Annotated in this window: 15 protein-coding genes; 6 read left to right on the plus strand and 9 right to left on the minus strand. The window is 66.7% G+C overall.

Annotated elements, in window-relative coordinates:
• Positions 1-129 precede the first annotated feature (129 nt).
• Together FZ029_RS09120 and FZ029_RS09125 are read right to left on the minus strand one after the other, a co-directional pair.
• A complete protein-coding gene (locus tag FZ029_RS09120; protein ID WP_149268982.1) occupies positions 130-705 on the minus strand; it encodes a hypothetical protein in 576 nt (191 codons plus the stop codon).
• A 106-nt stretch (positions 706-811) separates the two neighbouring features.
• Complete coding sequence (locus tag FZ029_RS09125) at positions 812-3,424, minus strand: glycosyltransferase family 2 protein (protein ID WP_149268983.1); 2,613 nt, start codon at positions 3,422-3,424, stop codon at positions 812-814.
• A gap of 256 nt (positions 3,425-3,680) precedes the next feature.
• Between FZ029_RS09125 and FZ029_RS09130 the strand changes: the two genes are divergently transcribed.
• Positions 3,681-4,091 (plus strand): HIT family protein, encoded by a 411-nt coding sequence (locus tag FZ029_RS09130; RefSeq protein ID WP_149268984.1) that lies wholly within the window; start codon positions 3,681-3,683, stop codon positions 4,089-4,091.
• Positions 4,092-4,148: 57 nt separating this feature from the next.
• Positions 4,149-4,346: a hypothetical protein gene (locus FZ029_RS09135; protein ID WP_149268985.1), complete on the plus strand. Its 198-nt coding sequence runs from the start codon at positions 4,149-4,151 to the stop codon at positions 4,344-4,346.
• A 116-nt stretch (positions 4,347-4,462) separates the two neighbouring features.
• Here the strand turns inward: FZ029_RS09135 and FZ029_RS09140 are convergent, their stop codons facing one another.
• The 3 genes from FZ029_RS09140 to FZ029_RS09150 form a co-directional block, all read right to left on the minus strand.
• Entirely contained in the window at positions 4,463-5,416 is a 954-nt protein-coding gene (locus FZ029_RS09140) for an ACT domain-containing protein (protein ID WP_149268986.1), read from the minus strand.
• Between the two features lies 1 nt (position 5,417).
• Positions 5,418-9,059 carry a transcription-repair coupling factor gene (gene mfd, locus FZ029_RS09145; RefSeq protein ID WP_149268987.1) on the minus strand — a complete coding sequence of 1,214 codons (3,642 nt, stop codon included), beginning with the start codon at positions 9,057-9,059 and terminating at the stop codon, positions 5,418-5,420.
• 120 nt (positions 9,060-9,179) lie between these two features.
• Positions 9,180-9,503 carry a succinate dehydrogenase assembly factor 2 gene (locus tag FZ029_RS09150; protein ID WP_149268988.1) on the minus strand — a complete coding sequence of 108 codons (324 nt, stop codon included), beginning with the start codon at positions 9,501-9,503 and terminating at the stop codon, positions 9,180-9,182.
• A 225-nt stretch (positions 9,504-9,728) separates the two neighbouring features.
• Between FZ029_RS09150 and sugE the strand changes: the two genes are divergently transcribed.
• Positions 9,729-10,046, plus strand: a complete 318-nt coding sequence (gene sugE / locus FZ029_RS09155; protein ID WP_149198536.1) for a quaternary ammonium compound efflux SMR transporter SugE — start codon at positions 9,729-9,731, stop codon at positions 10,044-10,046.
• Between the two features lie 153 nt (positions 10,047-10,199).
• Here the strand turns inward: sugE and FZ029_RS09165 are convergent, their stop codons facing one another.
• From FZ029_RS09165 to tldD, 4 genes are all read right to left on the minus strand, one after another.
• Positions 10,200-10,739 (minus strand): ACT domain-containing protein, encoded by a 540-nt coding sequence (locus FZ029_RS09165; RefSeq protein ID WP_149268990.1) that lies wholly within the window; start codon positions 10,737-10,739, stop codon positions 10,200-10,202.
• Positions 10,740-10,847: 108 nt separating this feature from the next.
• A complete protein-coding gene (locus FZ029_RS09170) occupies positions 10,848-11,135 on the minus strand; it encodes an immunity protein Tsi6 family protein (protein ID WP_149268991.1) in 288 nt (95 codons plus the stop codon).
• Positions 11,136-11,221: 86 nt separating this feature from the next.
• Positions 11,222-11,782 carry a polymorphic toxin type 46 domain-containing protein gene (locus FZ029_RS09175; RefSeq protein ID WP_149268992.1) on the minus strand — a complete coding sequence of 187 codons (561 nt, stop codon included), beginning with the start codon at positions 11,780-11,782 and terminating at the stop codon, positions 11,222-11,224.
• A gap of 150 nt (positions 11,783-11,932) precedes the next feature.
• Positions 11,933-13,366: a metalloprotease TldD gene (gene tldD, locus FZ029_RS09180; RefSeq protein WP_149268993.1), complete on the minus strand. Its 1,434-nt coding sequence runs from the start codon at positions 13,364-13,366 to the stop codon at positions 11,933-11,935.
• Between the two features lie 229 nt (positions 13,367-13,595).
• Here tldD and FZ029_RS09185 point away from each other — a divergent pair, with 229 nt between their 5' ends.
• The 3 genes from FZ029_RS09185 (at position 13,596) to ctaD (ending at position 18,212) form a co-directional block, all read left to right on the plus strand.
• Positions 13,596-14,975: a DUF3422 domain-containing protein gene (locus FZ029_RS09185; RefSeq protein ID WP_247892223.1), complete on the plus strand. Its 1,380-nt coding sequence runs from the start codon at positions 13,596-13,598 to the stop codon at positions 14,973-14,975.
• Between the two features lie 634 nt (positions 14,976-15,609).
• On the plus strand, positions 15,610-16,461 hold the full coding sequence (gene coxB / locus FZ029_RS09190) for a cytochrome c oxidase subunit II (RefSeq protein WP_149198543.1): 852 nt from the start codon (positions 15,610-15,612) through the stop codon (positions 16,459-16,461).
• A gap of 116 nt (positions 16,462-16,577) precedes the next feature.
• Entirely contained in the window at positions 16,578-18,212 is a 1,635-nt protein-coding gene (gene ctaD / locus FZ029_RS09195) for a cytochrome c oxidase subunit I (protein WP_174757279.1), read from the plus strand.
• Positions 18,213-18,281 lie beyond the last annotated feature (69 nt).

The following is an 18,281-nucleotide window of genomic DNA, read 5'->3' on the forward strand; positions in this document are numbered from 1 at the left end:
CCGCCCCGACGACGAAAACGCCAGACCGAAAACATACCGGCTCCCTTCATAAGGAAGCCGGTATGTTAGCGCCTATGGGAGGGATGGGGAGGGGGCAGCCGCCAGCCGACACCTCCCCATAGCAACCCCTCACACATCCACCACCATATGCGGTCGGAACGCCCCTTCCAGCGTGAGCAGCAGGTGCAGGTAGACCGCCACCTTGCGGGCGCGGTCGGTGTTGCGGGCGAGGCAATCACGCAATTGTTCGGCCAGCCGGGCGGTTTCCGGATCCAGTTCCGGTGCGGCGGCGATGGCAGCCTGGACGATGTGCTCGGGATCGACGGGGACCGCCGCTGCCGGATCTTTCAGCAGGGCTTCGGCCAGCGCCTCTTCGTCATGGTGGACCTGGGGCGGAGCGGCCGGTGGGTGCGGCGCGCGGTTGGACAGGTGGCTGCGGAGATTGTCCTTCAGCCGGGTCCGCTGACGCTCATCCAACCCATCGAACTGGTCGACCTCATCGAACAAGAGGTCATAGAGGCGGCGGCGCTGCGGATTGGGCGGATTATGGTCGCGCCGTTCCTGCTCACGGTCGTGCCGTTCCTGGCGGCTGTTGCGGCGGCTGTTGCGGTCGGTGGCGCTGCCGCTCCGCTCGACGCCCGTGGTGGTGCGGACGCTGAACTCCGGCGGGCCGATGCCGCGCCCGGATGTGAGATTGCCGGACATGAGCCGCCTCCCGGGGAAACCACTCCCTCAGCGGTCAAGTCTGGCAGAGCCGGCGCTTTCGTCAATGCGAAAGCGCCGGGCCTCCATCGGCCAATCGTCCGATCCGTCAGTCGCCGGCCCCGGCCCCGACGGCACTGTCGGCGGCTTCCGGCTTGCTCTTGCCGAAGCCGATGGTGGGGAAAACGTTGATCAACGCAGTGATGAAGGCGGCCAGATAGGGCAGCGACTGCACCACCAGCAGGCCCGACCACATGAAGGCGTCGCGGTTCTCGTGGCCGAAGACCATGACAATGGCCAGCGCCGCGCCCCACAGCGACACCAGCAGCACCAGCTCCTCGCGCGCCATCAGGAAGGCCTGCATCAGCGCCGGCTGGTTCTCGCACTTCGGCGTGCGGACGAAGGGCCGGCCGGAGGTGAAGATGCCCAGCCACATGGCGCGGCCGACCGTGTGGGTCAGCGCCATGCCGGCCACAGCCGCCCCGACCTTGTCCCAGAAGCCGCACTTCACCCGCGCCTCGTAGAGCCAGAGCGAAGCGCCGACCTTGAAGGCGAAGACACTGAGCGTCGGGATCATGAAGACGTTCGGCGGGAACTCGAAATATTTCGGGAAGGCCATCAGGCCGATGGACCAGATGATGCCGGCGATGCCGAAGATCATGTGGGCGGCGTCGGCGAACCAGGGCAGCCAGCCGGTGATGAAATGGTACTTCTGGCCGGCCGTCAGCTCCTTCGCGCCCGGCGACAGCTGGCGCCAGTGATGCTTCAGGATCTGCACGGCGCCATAGGCCCAGCGGAACCGCTGCGTCTTGTAGGCGGAGAAGCTGTCGGGAACCAGGCCCTTGCCATAGCTTTCCGGCATATAAACGGCCTCATAGCCATGCTCGAACAGGCGCAGGCCGAGGTCGGCGTCCTCGGTGATGCACCACTCGCCCCAGCGGCCGACCTTTTCCAGGGCCGACTTGCGGATGATGGTCATGGTGCCGTGCTGGATGATCGCGTTGCGCTCGTTCCGCTGGATCATGCCGATGTGGAAGAAGCCGGCATATTCCCAGTTGGTCATGCGCTGGAACAGATCATGTTCCCACTCGCGATAGTCCTGCGGCGACTGCACGAAGCCGACCTCCGGCCGGTTGAAGTGCGGGATGGTCGCCTTCAGCCAGTCGGGATGGACCTGATAGTCGCTGTCGATGACGGCGATGTGTTCGGCGTCGGGGGCGGTCTGCGCCAGACCGAAATTCAGCGCACCAGCCTTGAAGCCCGGCCAGTTGTCGAGGTGGAAGAAGCGGAACTTCGGTCCCAGCTTCTTGCAGTATTCCTCGATCGGACGCCAAACCGCCGGGTCCTTGGTGTTGTTGTCCAGCAGCAGGACTTCGTAATTCGGGTAATCGAGGTTGGCCAGCGCGTCCAGCGTCTGCATGACCATGTGCGGCGGCTCGTTGTAGCAGGGCACATGGATCGACACCTTCGCCGCGTTGGGCAGCGGGGCGGCGGAGCAGGGGATGAACTTGCGCTTGAACTTGTGCTGCCAGACGACCTCGGTCAGCTCCATGCCGTCGATCAGCATGACCGCGAACAGCACCAGCTGGCAGAAGATCAGCAGGCCCCAGGCGATTTCGGTGGTGAGCGCCAGTCCGGCCGCCGATGCCGCGCTGACGGTGAAGACCAGGACGGAAGCCACCGCCTGGATAAGCGCGCCGTAGAAGATCTGGCCGCCGATCTTCAGGTCGCTGCGGCGCCACAGGAAGAACACCAGCGGCAGGAAGCCCAGCGCGATGGCGGTCGCGCACTTGATCTCCCAGTTGCGGACCTCATGCACCCCGCCGATCATCGGGAACTTCGGGTTGCGCTGATAGTCCCACAGGCCCCAACTGGTGCCGGCGGTGCCCTCGATCTCCCGCTTCCAGGGTTGGTCGAAGGCCTCCATGATGAAGTAGTCGAGCTTGTTCTGGGCGGCGACGTTCAGGAAGTTGCGGATGAACTTCGCCTGATTGACCTGGCTGGCCTCGGCGCCACGGCGCCACGGGCCATCGGCCGGCCAGCCGATCTCGCCGATCAGGATGTGCTTGTTCGGGAACTTCTGCTTCAGCTCGTTGTAGCGGAACATGGCGTAGTCGACCGACTGGTCGACCGGCACGCCTTCCCAATAGGGCAGCAGGTGGACGGCGAGGAAGTCCACGGCCTCGGCCAGTTCCGGGTTCTTCAGCCAGACGTGCCACGGCTCGGCGATGGAGACCGGGACGTTGACCTTCTTCTTCACCCGCTTGATGTAGTCGATGGCCTGCGGAACGGTCAGGTCGGCGCGCAGGATCGCCTCGTTGCCGACCAGCACGCGGCGCACGTTGCTGTTGGCGCGGGCCAGCTTGATCAGGCCGGCCAGTTCGGGCTCGTCGATTTCCGGCTTGCCGGTCGTCCAGGCGCCGGCGGTGACCGGCAGCCCATGCTTGGCGGCGATGGCCGCCACCATTTCGGAACCGTCGGTGGTCGAGTAGGTACGGACGGCCTTTACCGCGCCCTCCAGCGCGTCCATGTCCTGCTCGATGTCTTCGGCGGACGCCTTGTCGCCCTTCGACGGGCTCTTGTCCGAATGGAAGGGGGTATAGGCGACGCCGGTGATGGCGCCGGCCCAGGACCGCTCGTCCACCGGACGGTTCCACAGCGCCCAGAAGGCGATGTTGCCGAGGATCACCAGGATCAGAACCGCAAAGGCCGATTTGCGCATGTGGGTCGTTCTCGCTCGCCGCACCAGAAAACATGGATACGGCCCGCGGAGATGGCGCAAGGGGACCGTTGCCGCCCCGACCATATCCTCGGACCGAACTCTACAATCGTCAAACGAATGCCGCCCGTGCCGTATGGCCGGCGCGCACGGCAATCTATACAAGCTTCGCGGTTGCCCCGCCACTGCCGGCTATAACAGGGCAGCCTCCGGTTTATTCCCCGGCGGCGCCCGGCGCAGGCCATGAATGGAGTGAAGCATGTTTTCCCTTAACGAACGGCTACGGGCCGACACCCGTCATGTGACCGATCTGGGGCTTTGCCGGGTGCTGCTGATGAACAACCGGCTGTGGCCCTGGCTGATCCTGGTGCCGATGCGCGAGGGGGCCGTGGAAATCCACCGGCTGGACGAGGACGATCAGGCGACGCTGATGCGGGAGATCGCGCAGGCTTCCCGCGTGGTAGAGCGGCTGTTCTCGCCCGACAAGATGAATGTCGGGGCGCTGGGCAACATGGTGCCGCAGCTGCACGTCCATGTGATCGGGCGGACGCGCGGCGACCCGGCCTGGCCGGGGCCGGTGTGGGGTTCCGGCCATGCCGAACCGTATGAGGCGGCGGAGGCCGATGCCCTGGCGGAACGGCTGGCCGAGGCGTTCCGAACGACGCCGTGAACTTTATCGGGCGGTGAGTGTTTGAGTGGTCAACCATCTTTTCGGGAGACCGCCGCCATGACCGATCAGGACCGCTCCAAATCCGTGACCTCCGATGCGCCGTCGGACGCCGCCCAGCGAATCGAGGACAAACTGGTCGACAAGACCGGCAAAGCGTCCGGCGATCCCGACAAGCCCGTCCAGAAGAAGTGGGAGGAGATGGGTGAGCGGGAGGAGATCATCGAACAAAGCCAGCGCGAGGGCGGCGGGACTTAAAGGAAAAGTTTTGCCCCCTCCCTAACCCTCCCCCTCTTCGAGGGAGAGGGAACTCCGCCGCATCGCGAATCCATCCTCTCCTGCCGAAGGCGTGGGAGGGTGGGGGCAATCGGCCTCTACCGCTTCACCGTGCAGGTCAGCGCCAGCACGTCCGCCGCCTTTTCCAGATCGTCGGCGCGGACCAGCACATAGTCGGTGTTGTAGGTGGAGATCGCGAAGATCGGCAGATGGGCCTGCGCCAGCGGAACGGCGATGCGGGCCAAAATGCCGAACAGGGTGAAATCGACCACGCCCTCCACCCGGAAGGCGCGCCAGCCGCGTTCGGCCTTCACGCCCTCCGGCACCCGGTCCTCGCGGCAGAGAATCGACAGCTCCTCTCCCGTCCGGGTGGCGCCGACCAGCGGGTCCGTCCAGTCGAGCCAGTCGGGCAGGCCGCTGCCGGGCGGAAGCTGCGCCACCGCAAGACGGTCGGGCAGAATCGACAGGGTCAGGCCGGTCTGCTCCCGCACCAATGCTGCGGTCAGCGTGGCTTCGTCCACCTCGAAAGGTTTCAGGATGCGCCGGGCGCGGGCGGCCAGCGACGGGACGCCGGAGCGCATGGCGCGGCCCAGCATCTCCGCCGAGGTGGCGCGCAGGTTGGCGTCCGATTCGGCCAGATCGACCACCGCCTGCAATGCGCTGGTCTGGACGATGCGGCTGGGGCTGTTCTCGAACCAGTCCGCCAGCAGGACGGCGGCGCGGTGGCGCTGCTCCTCCGTCATGGTCAGGCGCGGCACGATCTGGGCGAGATGCCAGCGCACCTCCGCCTGCTCGATGGCGACGGCGTCGGTCAGCAGATGCTCGACATAGGGATCGAGCCAGCCGGCATTGCCGCGCGAGACCCGTTCCAGCGCATCGGCTGCGCGCATACGGACGCTGGCGTTGCGGTCGAACAGGCAGCCGACCAGTTCCGCCAGCTTGCCGCGGTCGGCCGATACCTCGTCGGCGACGGAGGGGGCGTCGCCCACCGTCCGCCGGTCGCCGATTGCCAGCCGGCGGGCGAGCGAGGCATTCCTGATCAGCTCATCCATCTCAGCGTCGCCCGGTCGGTCGGCCGAATCGCGACGGCGTGCCGAATCGCGAGGCGATCTTGGCGCCGGTCGGCTTGGGCGGCGGCGGGGGAGGCGGCGGCGGCGGTGTTTCGCCGCGTGGCACGCCACCGCCCGACGCCATTTCCGCCAGATCCTTGACCAGCTTCTGCACGCTGCGCACGCGGGCCTGCGGATCGGACCATTCGCGGATATAGACCAGCTTGTGGTCGGGCCGCAGCTTCATCAGCGTCAGGTGCTGGGCGATGTAGGTCAGCAGCTTTGCCGGTTCGGCATAGAAATTGTCATGGAAGGCCAGCACCAGACCCTTCGGCCCGGCATCGACCCGGTCGATGTTGGCCTGTTTGCACCAGCGCTTGATGGTGACGACGTCCAGCAGGTTCTCCACCTCCTCCGGCAGCTTGCCGAAGCGGTCGATCAGTTCGGCGGCGAAGCCGTCCACCTCGGCCCGGTCGACCAGATCGGCGATGCGGCGGTAGAGCGACAGACGCACGGTCAGGTCGGGGACGTAGCTTTCCGGGATCAGCACCGGCGTGCCCAGGTTGATCTGCGGCACCCATTCCTGTGCCGCCGCCGCCGCGACGGCGCCCTCCTGCATGGATGCCCGGGCATTGGCGACCGCCTCCTCCAGCATTTGCTGGTAAAGCTCGACGCCGACCTCGCGCACCTGCCCCGACTGCTCCTCGCCCAGCAGATTGCCGGCGCCGCGAATGTCCATGTCGTGGCTGGCGAGCTGGAAGCCGGCGCCCAGGCTGTCCAGCGTCTCGATGACGTGCAGGCGCTGCTGGGCGGTGGCGTTCAGCGGCTTGTTCGGAGCGTAGGTCAGATAGGCATAGCCGCGCTTCTTCGACCGGCCGACGCGGCCGCGAATCTGGTAAAGCTGCGCCAGCCCGAACAGGTCGGCGCGGTGGACGATCAGCGTGTTGGCATTGGGGATGTCCAGGCCGCTCTCGATGATGTTGGTGGCGAGCAGGACCTCGAACTTGCCCTCGTCGAAGGCGGTCATCACGTCTTCCAGCTCGCTGGCCGGCATCTGGCCGTGGGCGGTGACGATCTTGACCTCCGGCACCAGATCGCGCACCCGCTCGGCCACCTTCGCCAGATCCTCGATGCGCGGGCAGACGTAGAAGCTCTGGCCGCCGCGGTAATGCTCGCGCAGGATCGCCTCGCGGATAACCACCGGGTCGTAGGGCAGGACGAAGGTGCGCACCGCCAGACGGTCGACCGGCGGGGTGGCGATCAGCGACAGTTCGCGCACGCCGGACAGCGCCATCTGCAGGGTGCGCGGGATCGGCGTGGCGGTCAGCGTCAGCACATGGATGTCGGCGCGCAGTTCCTTCAGCCGCTCCTTCTGCTTCACGCCGAAATGCTGCTCCTCGTCGACGATCACCATGCCGAGCCGCTTGAAGTCGAGCCCCTTGGCGAGCAGGGCATGGGTGCCGACGACGATGTCGGCCGTGCCCTCCGCCAATTCCTTCTTCACCAGCGTCTGTTCGCGGGCGGTGACCATGCGCGACAGCTGGACCACGCGCACCGGCAGGCCGGCGAAGCGGGTGGAGAATGTCTTGAAATGCTGGCGCGCCAGCAGGGTGGTCGGCACGACGACGGCGACCTGCTTGCCGCTCATCGCCACCATGAAGGCGGCGCGCAGGGCCACTTCGGTCTTGCCGAAGCCGACGTCGCCGCAGACCAGACGGTCCATCGGCCGGCCGCTGCCGAGATCGGTGAAGATGTCCTCGATCGCCTTCAACTGGTCGTCGGTCTCGGGGTAGGGGAAGCGGGCGGCGAATTCCTGATAGACCCCCTCCGGCGTCAGCACCGGATCGGCCTTTTTCAGCATGCGCTCCGCCGCGATCTTCAGCAGGGCTTCCGCCATGTCCTTCAGGCGCTTCTTGACCCGCGCCTTGCGGCCCTGCCAGCCGGCGCCGCCCAGCTTGTCGAGCTGGACATTGGCGTCCTCCGAGCCGTAGCGCGACAGAACCTCGATGTTCTCGACCGGGACATACAGCTTGTCGCCGCCCTCATAGACGATGCGCAGGCAGTCGTGCGGGGCGCCGGTGACCTCCAGCGTCTCCAGCCCGTCATAACGGCCGATGCCGTGGTCCATGTGGACGACGATGTCGCCCTCGTGCAGGGCGGAATGCTCGGCGATGAAGTTGGCGGCCTTGCGCTTCTTCTTGGCCGGGCGGACCAGACGGTCGCCGAGGATGTCCTGTTCGGTGATGACGGCGAGGTCGGGGGAGGTGAAGCCATGCTCCATCCCCAGCACGATGGTGCCGATGATGCCGCGGTCGAAACGGCGGACATCCTCCATGTTCTCCGCCGGCTCCAGGCCGGGGATGCCGTGGTCGGCCAGCACGTTGGACAGGCGGTCGCGCGACCCGGCGGAATAGCCGGCGATCAGCACCCTGCGGCCGTCGGCACGGAGCGCCCGGATATGGTCCTTCACCGCGTCGAAGACGTTGATGTCGGGGCGGTTGCGCTCTTCCGCGAAGTCGTGGCCACGCTTGCCGCCGGCATCCACCGTGCCCTTGATCCCGGGGGGCGTCGAGAAGATCTGGAGCTGCGCCACCGCGCGCTCGGCCATCAGCGCGTCCCAGACGGTGGCGTCGAGGAACATCGAGGCGACCGGCACCGGCTTGTAGACCGGCGATCCCGCCCGCTTCTCGATGGTCATCATCGAATCGCGGGAGGCATGGAAATCGACGACCTGGGCGATGCGGGCGTCGCGCGCCTCGTTGGCCTGATGGTCCAGGCTGACGATGCCGCGCGGCAGGTAATCCAGCACCGTGTCCATGCTCTCGTGGAACAGCGGCAGCCAATGTTCCATCCCGCCATAGCTGCGCCCGGCGGAGATCGCCTCGTACAGCGGATCGTCGTCGGTCACCGCACCGAACAGCTCGCGGTAGCCGGAGCGGAAGCGGGCGATCCCGGCCTCGTCGAGGAAGACCTCCGACATCGGCTTCAGTTCGACACGGTCGCGCTTATCGGTGGTGCGCTGGGTCATGGGATCGAAGGCGCGCACCCCCTCCAGCTCGTCGCCGAACAGGTCGAGGCGCAGCGGCTCCTCGGTGCCGGGCGGGAACAGGTCGACGATGCCGCCGCGCACCGCGAACTCGCCCGGCTCCCGCACCGTCTGGGCGCGGGTGTAGCCGTTGCCGGCGAGGTAGCGCTGAAGCTTCTCCAGGTCGATCCGGTCGCGCAGCTTGGCGGTGAACACCGCGTCCTTGAAGGCGCTGCGCGGCGGCACCTTCTGCACGACGGCGTTCACGGTGGTCAGCACGATCAGCGGCGCCAGCCCGTCCCGGTTCGACGCCGCCTCGCGCCGGGCGATCAGCCGGGTCAGCGTGTCGATGCGCCGGGCGACGATGCCGCCGTTCGGCGACACCCGGTCATAGGGCAGGCAGTCCCAGGCCGGGAAGGTCAGCACCTCCAGCTTCGGCGCGAAGAAGGCCAGCGCCTCCGCCAGCAGGGCGCAGCGCGTGTCGTCCAGCGCCACATGCAGCAGGCCATAGGCCCCGGCCTTCTGCGCAAGCTCCGCCAGGATGCGGGCGTCATGACCCTCGGGCGCGCCGCCGATCAGGAGACGGCCGGCGCGGCCGGGCTGGAGATCGTAACTGACCAAAGGAGGATGCCTCGGAGAAGGGGAGTGCTTGTCGGGGAGCCTGGGCCGGCTCCGTCAGGAGTCTTGACCGGCTCCGTCAGGAGCCTTGACCGGCACGGTCGGGAGCCTTGACCGGCTCCGTCAGGAGCCTTGACGTGGTGTGTAACGGAATGCCGTCAACAGGCGCATCACGTCATTGTCATGCTCGGCCGGCACCGGTTCTCGCCCCGACATCCAGTCGTAGAGGTCGGGATCGCCAAGCTCAAGCAGTGCCTCGAACCGGTCGAGCATGTCGTGGTCGAAGTCGCCGACATGGGCGTCGGCGAAGCTGCCCATCAGCAGGTCCATCTCGCGCGTGCCGCGGTGCCAGGAGCGGAAGCGCAGGCGCTTGCGCCGGTTCTCAAGCGATTCGGCCTTCTCGGGAGCCTGCGTCTTGGAAGCCGTGGGGGTGCCGTTTTCGGTCATTTCTGTCCAACGTCGAAAGCCCCCAGCGCCACCAGCGGCGAAGAGGGGAACCATTCAGGAACCCCATCCTGCACGGGCCGGCGCGGCGATGCAACCATGGCTGCCTGCCTTGACCCTGGCCAACTGATGTCCTATCTGCGCTCAGACCCGTGGGGACGACCCCACCGATGGAAAGAGGGTAACCGGGTGGGGACGACCCCGCCATTCCAGGACGGAGTCGCCGTCATGGCGTGGGTCACGCTGTTCTTCGCCGGTCTTTTCGAAATCGCCTGGGCCGTCGGCCTGAAATACACCGAGGGCTTCACCCGCCTGGTGCCGAGCGTGCTGACCGCCGCGGCGATGCTGGCGAGCATCCTGCTGCTGGGCGTCGCGCTGAAAAGCCTGCCGCTGGGGACCGCCTATGCGGTGTGGACGGGAATCGGCACCGTGGGCACCGCGGTGCTGGGCATGATGCTGTTCGGCGAGCCCGCCGGGGCGCTGCGGCTGCTGTGCATCGCGGCGATCATCGGCGGGATCGTGGGGCTGAAGGTTCTGCATGGGTGAGGGGGGGGCAAGATATTGCCCCCTCCCTAACCCTCCCCCGCTAACGCGGGAGAGGGAACTCCGCCGCTTTGCGATTCAGTTCACTCCGACAAGCGTCCTACCCCCTCTCCCGCGAAGCGGGGGAGGGATGGGGAGGGGGCGTACAGCACCCCCTCAAAGCGCCTCCGTCCGGCAGGTCAGCCCCAACGTCTCCGCCGTATTCGCCACCGCCGACAGGCAAATCTCCGCCCGCTCCGCCGGGATCGATACCGAGAAGCGCAGGACGTAGCGCTCGCCGGCGCGGTCGGGCAGGGTTTGCGCGTCCAGACGGACGATGTTGGCGTCGAACTGGGTGAAGATCTCAGACAGGCGCGCCACGAGTCCGGGCTGGTCGCCGCCCGACACCTCGACGCGGTGGGTGATCAGCGCTTGCGGGCCGGGCTGCGGGTCGAAGGCGAACGGGCTGACCTTCACCTCGGCGCCGGCCAGGACGGGCAGGGACGACAGGCTGGCCTGAACCTCCGCCACCGTCAGGTTGTCGGGCAACTCGCAGACGGCGGAGAACTCGGCGCCGCTGCCCAGCGAGGCGAAGGTGGCGTCGCGCAGGTTGATGCCCTGTTCGAACAGGTGGCTGGTGATGCCGGAGACCAGACCGACCCGGTCGGGGCAGAAGGTGGAAACCAGGGCCAAGCCAGCAGTCGATTCCGTCGCCATCGCACGTCTCCCGTGATCGGATTTCTTCGAGGGGCACGGGTTCGGCCGTGCCGTCCGGATGGGCGATCATCGAAGCGGGGTGCCGGGAACGCCAGCACAAAATATCGCTTAGCCGCCAAACAGCAGGCGGGTGGCGGCGCTGATGGCGTGAAGCTTCGCCGCCAACTCCGGGTCGATGTCATCGACGTAATGGGAGGCGAGCAGGCCGAAATTCAGGTCTTCGGCGCGGTCCAGCCGCTTGGCTCCGTCCCGCGCCGCAGAGTCGACATAGTCGAGCTGGCGCCGGATGCTGGTCAGCCAGCTGTTCTCCGGCTCCCGCCGTTCCAGCGCGGCAACCCCGGCCTGGGCCTGCGCGATATGGCGGCGCAGATCGTCGGTGGTGGCGATGTCGGACATGGCGGGACTCCGTGGCGAAAGGCGGCGGCCAGTCTGGACCATCGCCGCCATCGGGAGAACAGCGACGGCGGCGGTTGGTCACGACCTTACTGCACCAGCCCGCCGCTGGTGACGCCGGCCTTGACGGTGTTCGGCACCACGACCTGGGCGCAGCCGCCCTTGGTCTGCACGCTGGTGCCGGGGGTGGTCCAGCTGTCGACGATGGGGGCGGCGACCGATTTCAGCCCCTGGCCGGCGGGCAGAACCGCCTTGTATTCGGCCCGGCCGGTGCCGGAGATGCCGAGGCAGTCGGGCGTCGCCGTCACCACCGGAGAGAAGAAGTTGCCGAATCGGATGCTGTCGTAGCCGGTGCGGACATACTGGTACCAGGTGGTGCCGGCGGCCACGTCGATCACCTCCAGCGGCTTGGAGAAATCGATGCCTTTGGAATCATCGGCGTAGCGGGCGGAGGTGAGGTCGGTCGAGGAATAGAAATAGCTCGCCACCACCACGCGCGCGTTCAGCTGGTCGGCGCCGGTGCCGGCGGACTTGGCGGCGACCACCTGTTCGGCGGTGGGGGCGGTCTGGGCGTGTCCCGGCAGTGCCGAAACCAATGCCAGTCCCAATGCGAGTGTCGCTGCCTTGAAAATACGCGGAAGTGAATACATGGGCAATCATCCAGTCCGGAAGGTTGAAAATCTCCGAAAGGACGATACCAATGCAATCGGGTGCTCCAAGCCCGAAATGCGAAGAGGGGCCGGACCGCACGTACGGTCCGGCCCCTCTTCAAGGCACGGGAGTGGGGATGCCCCTAGGCGTCAGGCTGCGGTGCCGCCGACCGTCAGGCCTTCCAGCTTCAGCGTCGGCTGGCCGACGCCGACCGGCACGCCCTGGCCATCCTTGCCGCAGGTGCCGACGCCGGGGTCGAGACGGCTGTCGTTGCCGATCATCGACACCTTGGTCAGGCTGTCCGGCCCGTTGCCGATCAGGGTGGCGCCCTTCACCGCGGGACCCAGCTTGCCGTCCTCGATCAGGTAGGCCTCGCTGGCGGAGAAGACGAACTTGCCGTTGGTGATGTCGACCTGGCCGCCGCCGAAGTTCTTGGCATAGATGCCCTTCTTGACGGAGGCGATGATCTCTTCCGGCGTGTGGTTGCCGTTGCGCATCACCGTGTTGGTCATGCGCGGCATCGGGTTGTAGGCGAAGCTCTGGCGCCGGCCGTTGCCGGTCGGGCGCATCCCCATCAGGCGGGCGTTCATGCGGTCCTGCATGAAGCCGACCAGGATGCCGTCCTCGATCAGCGTGGTGCACTGGCCGGGCGTGCCCTCGTCGTCGACGCTGATGGAACCGCGCGAGTTCTCGATGGTGCCGTCATCGACGATGGTCACGCCGGGGGCGGCGATGCGCTGGCCCATCAGGCCGGAGAAGGCGGAGGTCTTCTTGCGGTTGAAGTCGCCCTCAAGCCCGTGGCCGATGGCCTCGTGCAGCAGGATGCCGGGCCAGCCGCTGCCCAGAACCACCGTCATCTCACCCGCCGGGGCCGGGACGGAGGCGAGGTTGACCAGGGCCTGCCGCAGCGCCTCGTCGACGAAGCCGCGCCAGGTCTCCGGCTGGATGTAGTGTTCGTAGGTCACTCGGCCGCCGCCGCCATAGCCGCCGGTTTCCATCCGGTCGCCCTCGGCCACCACGACGGAGACGTTCAGGCGGACCAGCGGACGCAGGTCGGCGACGCGCACGCCGTCGGCGCGCATGATCTGCACCGCCTGCCATTCGCCGCTGATCGAGCAGCTGACCTGCCGCACCCGCTCGTCCTTGGCGCGGGCATAGGCATCGATGTCGGCCAGCAGCTTCACCTTTTCCTCGAAGGGAACGAGGTGAAGGGGGTTGTCGGGGATGTAGAGCGCGCGGTTGGTGCCGGCCGGCGGTTCCGCCAGCGTGCCGGTGTGGCCGGCCTGCACGGCGCGCACGGTGGCCGCGGCGCGGCGGATCGCCTCTTCCGACAGGTTGCTGGCATGAGCGTAGCCGGTCGCCTCGCCGGCGATGGCGCGCAGGCCGAACCCCTGGGTGGTGTCGAAGCTGGCGGACTTCAGCTTCCCATCGTCCCAGCCCAGCGACTCGCTCTGGGCGTATTCGAGATAAAGCTCCCCATCGTCGGCACTGTGCAGGGCGTCCTGCACGACGCCTTCCACGCGGGCGCGGTCCATGCCGGCGCGGTTGAAGAAGAGATCGTCGGTGACGGCAAGCGCGCTCATGAAAACTCCGAACCTGTGATGGGGCGGAACCCGGTCTGCCCGGCCCGATGGCTTGTGCCGGCCTTGTTCCATGGTAGGACACAGTGTCATAGCGGGCGGTCTCGCGCCGCACCGTACGATGTGTTCTAACGGACTGACTATAGTGTGGCGACGCTGGCGCGATCCGGCAAGTTCGCCGATGCCGGATTGTGTATCCTCACGGTACGGTGCTGGGATGGCGGAGGAAAGCATGGGCGACGGAGCGGTGCGGACGACCACGGATACCCTGAACCGCGCCGGCGCCTCCGGAATCGGTACCGGCATGACCGGGCCGCGTCCGCTGCGCGACCATCCGCTGCGGCAGACGCTGACCAACGAGGTTCATGCCCGGCCACCCGAATCGCTGACCGCGCCGGTGCGCGCCACCATGCTGGCGATGCTGTCGGGGGAGGGCGCGGCGGAGTCCGACCGCCGCCATCTGGAGGCGCTGTGCGACTGGGCCGGCGTGGTCCGGCCGCCGCAGGGCGCCACCCACCACAGCGCCTCCTTCGGCAGCTTTCACCTGAAGTGGGAGCGGCATACGGAATTCTCGGCCTGGACTGTCTTCCGCCCCAGCGCGATGCCGGCCGGCTCCCTGGCCGATCCATTCCTGGAGCCGGCGCTGCACGCCCTGCCGCGCGACTGGCTGGCCGGGCTGCCGGGCGAGCTGCTGGTCGGCATCCATGTCGCCGTGCTCTCCCCCGACCAGCCGGAGCCGTCCCCCAACATGATGGCGGCGATGTTCGGGTCGGAAAGCTATGTCGGGTCGCGGATCGCCGGCCGGTCGGCGACTGCCTGGACCGACTTCCGCATCCACGGCGACGGTTTCTCCCGGATGCTGGTCGCCGACCATTCGATGACGCCGCGACAGACCGGCCGCGTCGTCCAGCGGCTGCTGGAAATCGAGACCTACCGCGTTCTCGCCTTGCTGGCCCTGCCGATGGCCCGCGGCGTGCTGCCCCGCATCGGCCCGATCGAGGCCGGGCTGTCCGACGTCACCACCCGCATCGCCAGCCTGCGCGGTCTGCAGGACGAACGCGACCTGCTGGACCGCCTGACCCTGCTGGCGGCCCAGACCGAGCAGATCTCCGCCGAGACCGCCTATCGATTCGGCGCCGCCCGCGCCTACTATGAGTTGGTGGAGCGGCGAATCGAGGAACTGCGCGAGATCCGGATCGAGGGGTTGCAGACCATCCAGGAGTTCATGGACCGCCGCCTGAACCCGGCGATCCGCACCTGCGAGGCGGTGGAGCAGCGTCTCGATTCGCTGTCGCAGCGCGTCGCGCGGGCCAGCAACCTGCTGCGTACCCGTGTCGAGATCGCGGTGGAGGGTCAGAATGCCGAACTTCTCCAGTCGATGGACCGCCGTGCGCAATTGCAACTGCGCCTGCAGGAGACGGTCGAGGGGCTGTCGGTTGTGGCGATCAGCTATTACCTCGTCGGCATCGTCGGCTATGCGGCGAAAGGGCTGAAGGGCTTCGGGCTCAAGGTCGATCCGGACATGCTGGTTGGGGTGATGATCCCCATCGTCATCGCCTTCGTCTGGTCGGGCGTGCGCCGGATTCGCAAGGTGCTCGTCGGCGGGCATTGAGATTCTGCTTTTGCTCACAGCATTGCCCCCTCCCTAACCCTCCCCCGCTTCGCGGGAGAGGGGACTGCCGCCGCTTCGCGTTCAAGTCATAACTACAAGCGTTCAACCCCCTCTCCCGCGGAACGCGGGGGAGGGTTGGGGAGGGGGCTGCGCCGCCTACCACCTTCGCCCATATCGCCCGAAGCGCGGACTTCCCCCATCCTTAATCATTAAGTCGCACTCTGCCGCCGCAACAATCCTGCGCGCTGTCCGCGACCCACCCTCTGATCCTTTCCAGCCCCCATCCCCGGAAAAATCCGCTTGTCCAACGGACTGCGGCGGAATGTCGCATGGCATGACCCCAACCCGTGCTCAACCTTTATCCGCACGGCTCATGCGAATGTGAGGAAAAGTCTATGCATACAGTGGGAGAGAGGAAAGGCTTGTAACCCAGCGGGGCGCGGGGATAAGCTCCGGCTGCGGGTATATGTCGCGCTAAGATGGCGTGATCCCTGCATAAACTGGCGTTCGCTGATAAGCCCAACCATGGACCGCGCGAACAGATATTGGTCCGGACCAACAGGGCGGAGGGAGCGTCGGCGGGAAGAGACGACCGCGTGCCATGACGAGCGTCGCGGCTAAGAAGGGGTTGGGGATGAGAAGGCAAAGCCTGTACGCCGCCGGCCTGGCGGCTGTGCTGTCGATGGTAGGGGGCTGGGGCGTGACGACCGCCCTGGCGAACGAGCCGCGGCCGTGGGAGATGGGCATGCAGCCCTCCGCCTCGCCGGTCAAGCACCTGATGACCTCGTTCAACGACCTGCTGACCGTCATCATCACGCTGATCGTGATCCTCGTCGCGGGCCTGCTGGCCTATTGCGTCGTCCGTTTCAACGCGAAGAGGAACCCGGTCCCGTCGAGGACCTCGCACCACACGCTGCTCGAGGTCGCCTGGACCGTGGTTCCGGTCATCATCCTGATCGTGATCGCCGTTCCGTCCTTCAAGCTGCTCTACGCGGCGGAGCGCATTCCGCAGGCCGACATGACCATCAAGGTCACCGGCCACCAGTGGTACTGGGATTACGAATATCCCGACCACGGCAACATCACCTTCTCCAGCTACATGATCCCCGAGACGGATCTGAAGCCCGGCCAGAAGCGCCTGCTGGAGGTCGACAACCGCGTGGTCGTGCCGGTGAACACCACCGTGCGCGTGCTGGTGACGGCGGGCGACGTGATCCATTCCTGGGCGGTTCCCGCCTTCGGCCTGAAGAAGGACGGCGTTCCCGGCCGCATCAACGAGACCTGGTTCAAGGCAGAGCGCGAAGGCGTCTATTACGGCCAGTGCTCCGAGATCTGCGGCACCAACCACGGCTTCATGCCGATCGCGGTGGAAGCCGTGTCCCGGGAAGCGTTCGACGCCTGGGTCGCCAAGGCCAAGACCGCCTTCGCGCCGAAGGACGGCGACCGCGACGTGGCGCAGCGCCCGACCGGCACGCTGGTCGAATAAGCGGACTTCGCACAGCCCGTCAGAGGGACGACGCGATAAGAAGAACCCACCCAGCCGCCGGAGCCCCAAGGAACCGGAGCGAACGGCGGCCAGGGACAGCGACAAAGGGTAGAGACATGGCAAACGCCACACCGGGACATGGCACACCAGGACATGGGGAGCATGCTGGCGACCATGGGCACGGGCATGACGATCATCACGTCCCGGGCTTCGTGCAGCGCTGGTTCTATTCGACCAACCACAAGGACATCGGCACGCTCTATCTGATCTTCTCGGTCATCGCCGGGCTGATCGGCGGCCTGTTCTCCGTCATCATGCGGGCGGAACTGCAGTCGCCGGGGCTGCAGTTCGTCTCCGACGGCCAGATGTGGAACGTGCTGATCACGGCGCACGGCCTGATCATGGTGTTCTTCGTGGTGATGCCCGCGCTGATCGGCGGCTTCGGCAACTGGTTCGTGCCGCTGATGATCGGGGCGCCCGACATGGCCTTCCCGCGCATGAACAACATCAGCTTCTGGCTGATCGTGCCGGCATTCCTGCTGCTGCTGGGCTCCGCCTTCGTCGGCACAGGCGCCGGAACCGGCTGGACGATCTACCCGCCGCTGTCGTCGACGCTGGGCCACAGCGGGCCGTCGGTCGACATGGCGATCTTCGCCCTGCATCTGGCCGGCGCCAGCTCGATCCTCGGCGCGGTGAACTTCATCACCACCATCTTCAACATGCGCGCTCCCGGCATGACGCTGCACAAGATGCCGCTGTTCGTGTGGGCGATGCTGGTGACGGCCTTCCTGCTGCTGCTGGCGGTGCCGGTGCTGGGCGGCGCCATCACCATGCTGCTGACCGACCGCAATTTCGGCACCACCTTCTTCAACCCCGAAGGCGGCGGCGATCCGATCCTGTTCCAGCACCTGTTCTGGTTCTTCGGCCACCCCGAAGTCTACATCATGATCCTGCCGGCCTTCGGCATCATCAGCCACATCGTGTCGACCTTCTCCAAGAAGCCGGTGTTCGGCTATCTCGGCATGGCCTACGCCATGGTCGCGATCGGCGTGGTCGGCTTCGTCGTGTGGGCGCACCACATGTACACGGTCGGCCTGGACGTCGACACCAAGGCCTACTTCACCGCCGCCACCATGATCATCGCGGTGCCGACGGGCGTGAAGATCTTCTCCTGGATCGCCACCATGTGGGGCGGGTCGATCGAATTCCGGGTGCCGATGCTGTGGGCGCTGGGCTTCATCTTCCTGTTCACGGTCGGCGGCGTCACCGGCGTGGTGCTGGCGAACGGCGGTCTCGACAACTATATGCACGACACCTACTACGTCGTGGCGCACTTCCACTACGTGCTGTCGCTGGGCGCGGTGTTCTCGATCTTCGCCGGCTGGTACTACTGGATCGGCAAGATGTCGGGGCGCCAGTATCCGGAGTTCTGGGGCAAGGTCCATTTCTACACGACCTTCATCGGCGTCAACCTGGTGTTCTTCCCGCAGCACTTCCTGGGCCTGTCGGGCATGCCGCGCCGCATCCCGGACTACCCGGACGCGTTCTGGGGCTGGAACATGGTCTCGTCGCTGGGTGCCTACCTGTCCTTCGCCTCGACGCTGCTGTTCGTGTGGATCGCCTGGAAGACCCTGCGCAGCGGCGAACGGGTGCCGGGCGCCTATTGGGGGCCGCAGGCCGGCACGCTGGAATGGTCGGTCAGCTCGCCGCCGCCGTTCCATGCTTTCGAAACGTTGCCGCAGGTGAAGTAAGCATGCTAACCGGCGGGCGTCGCCGCGAGGAGGCGCCCGCCTGATAAAGAAGGGTATCAAGCCGAGCAG

The sequence above is a fragment of the Azospirillum sp. Sh1 genome (genome assembly GCF_008365135.1).
Lineage (GTDB): Bacteria > Pseudomonadota > Alphaproteobacteria > Azospirillales > Azospirillaceae > Azospirillum > Azospirillum oryzae.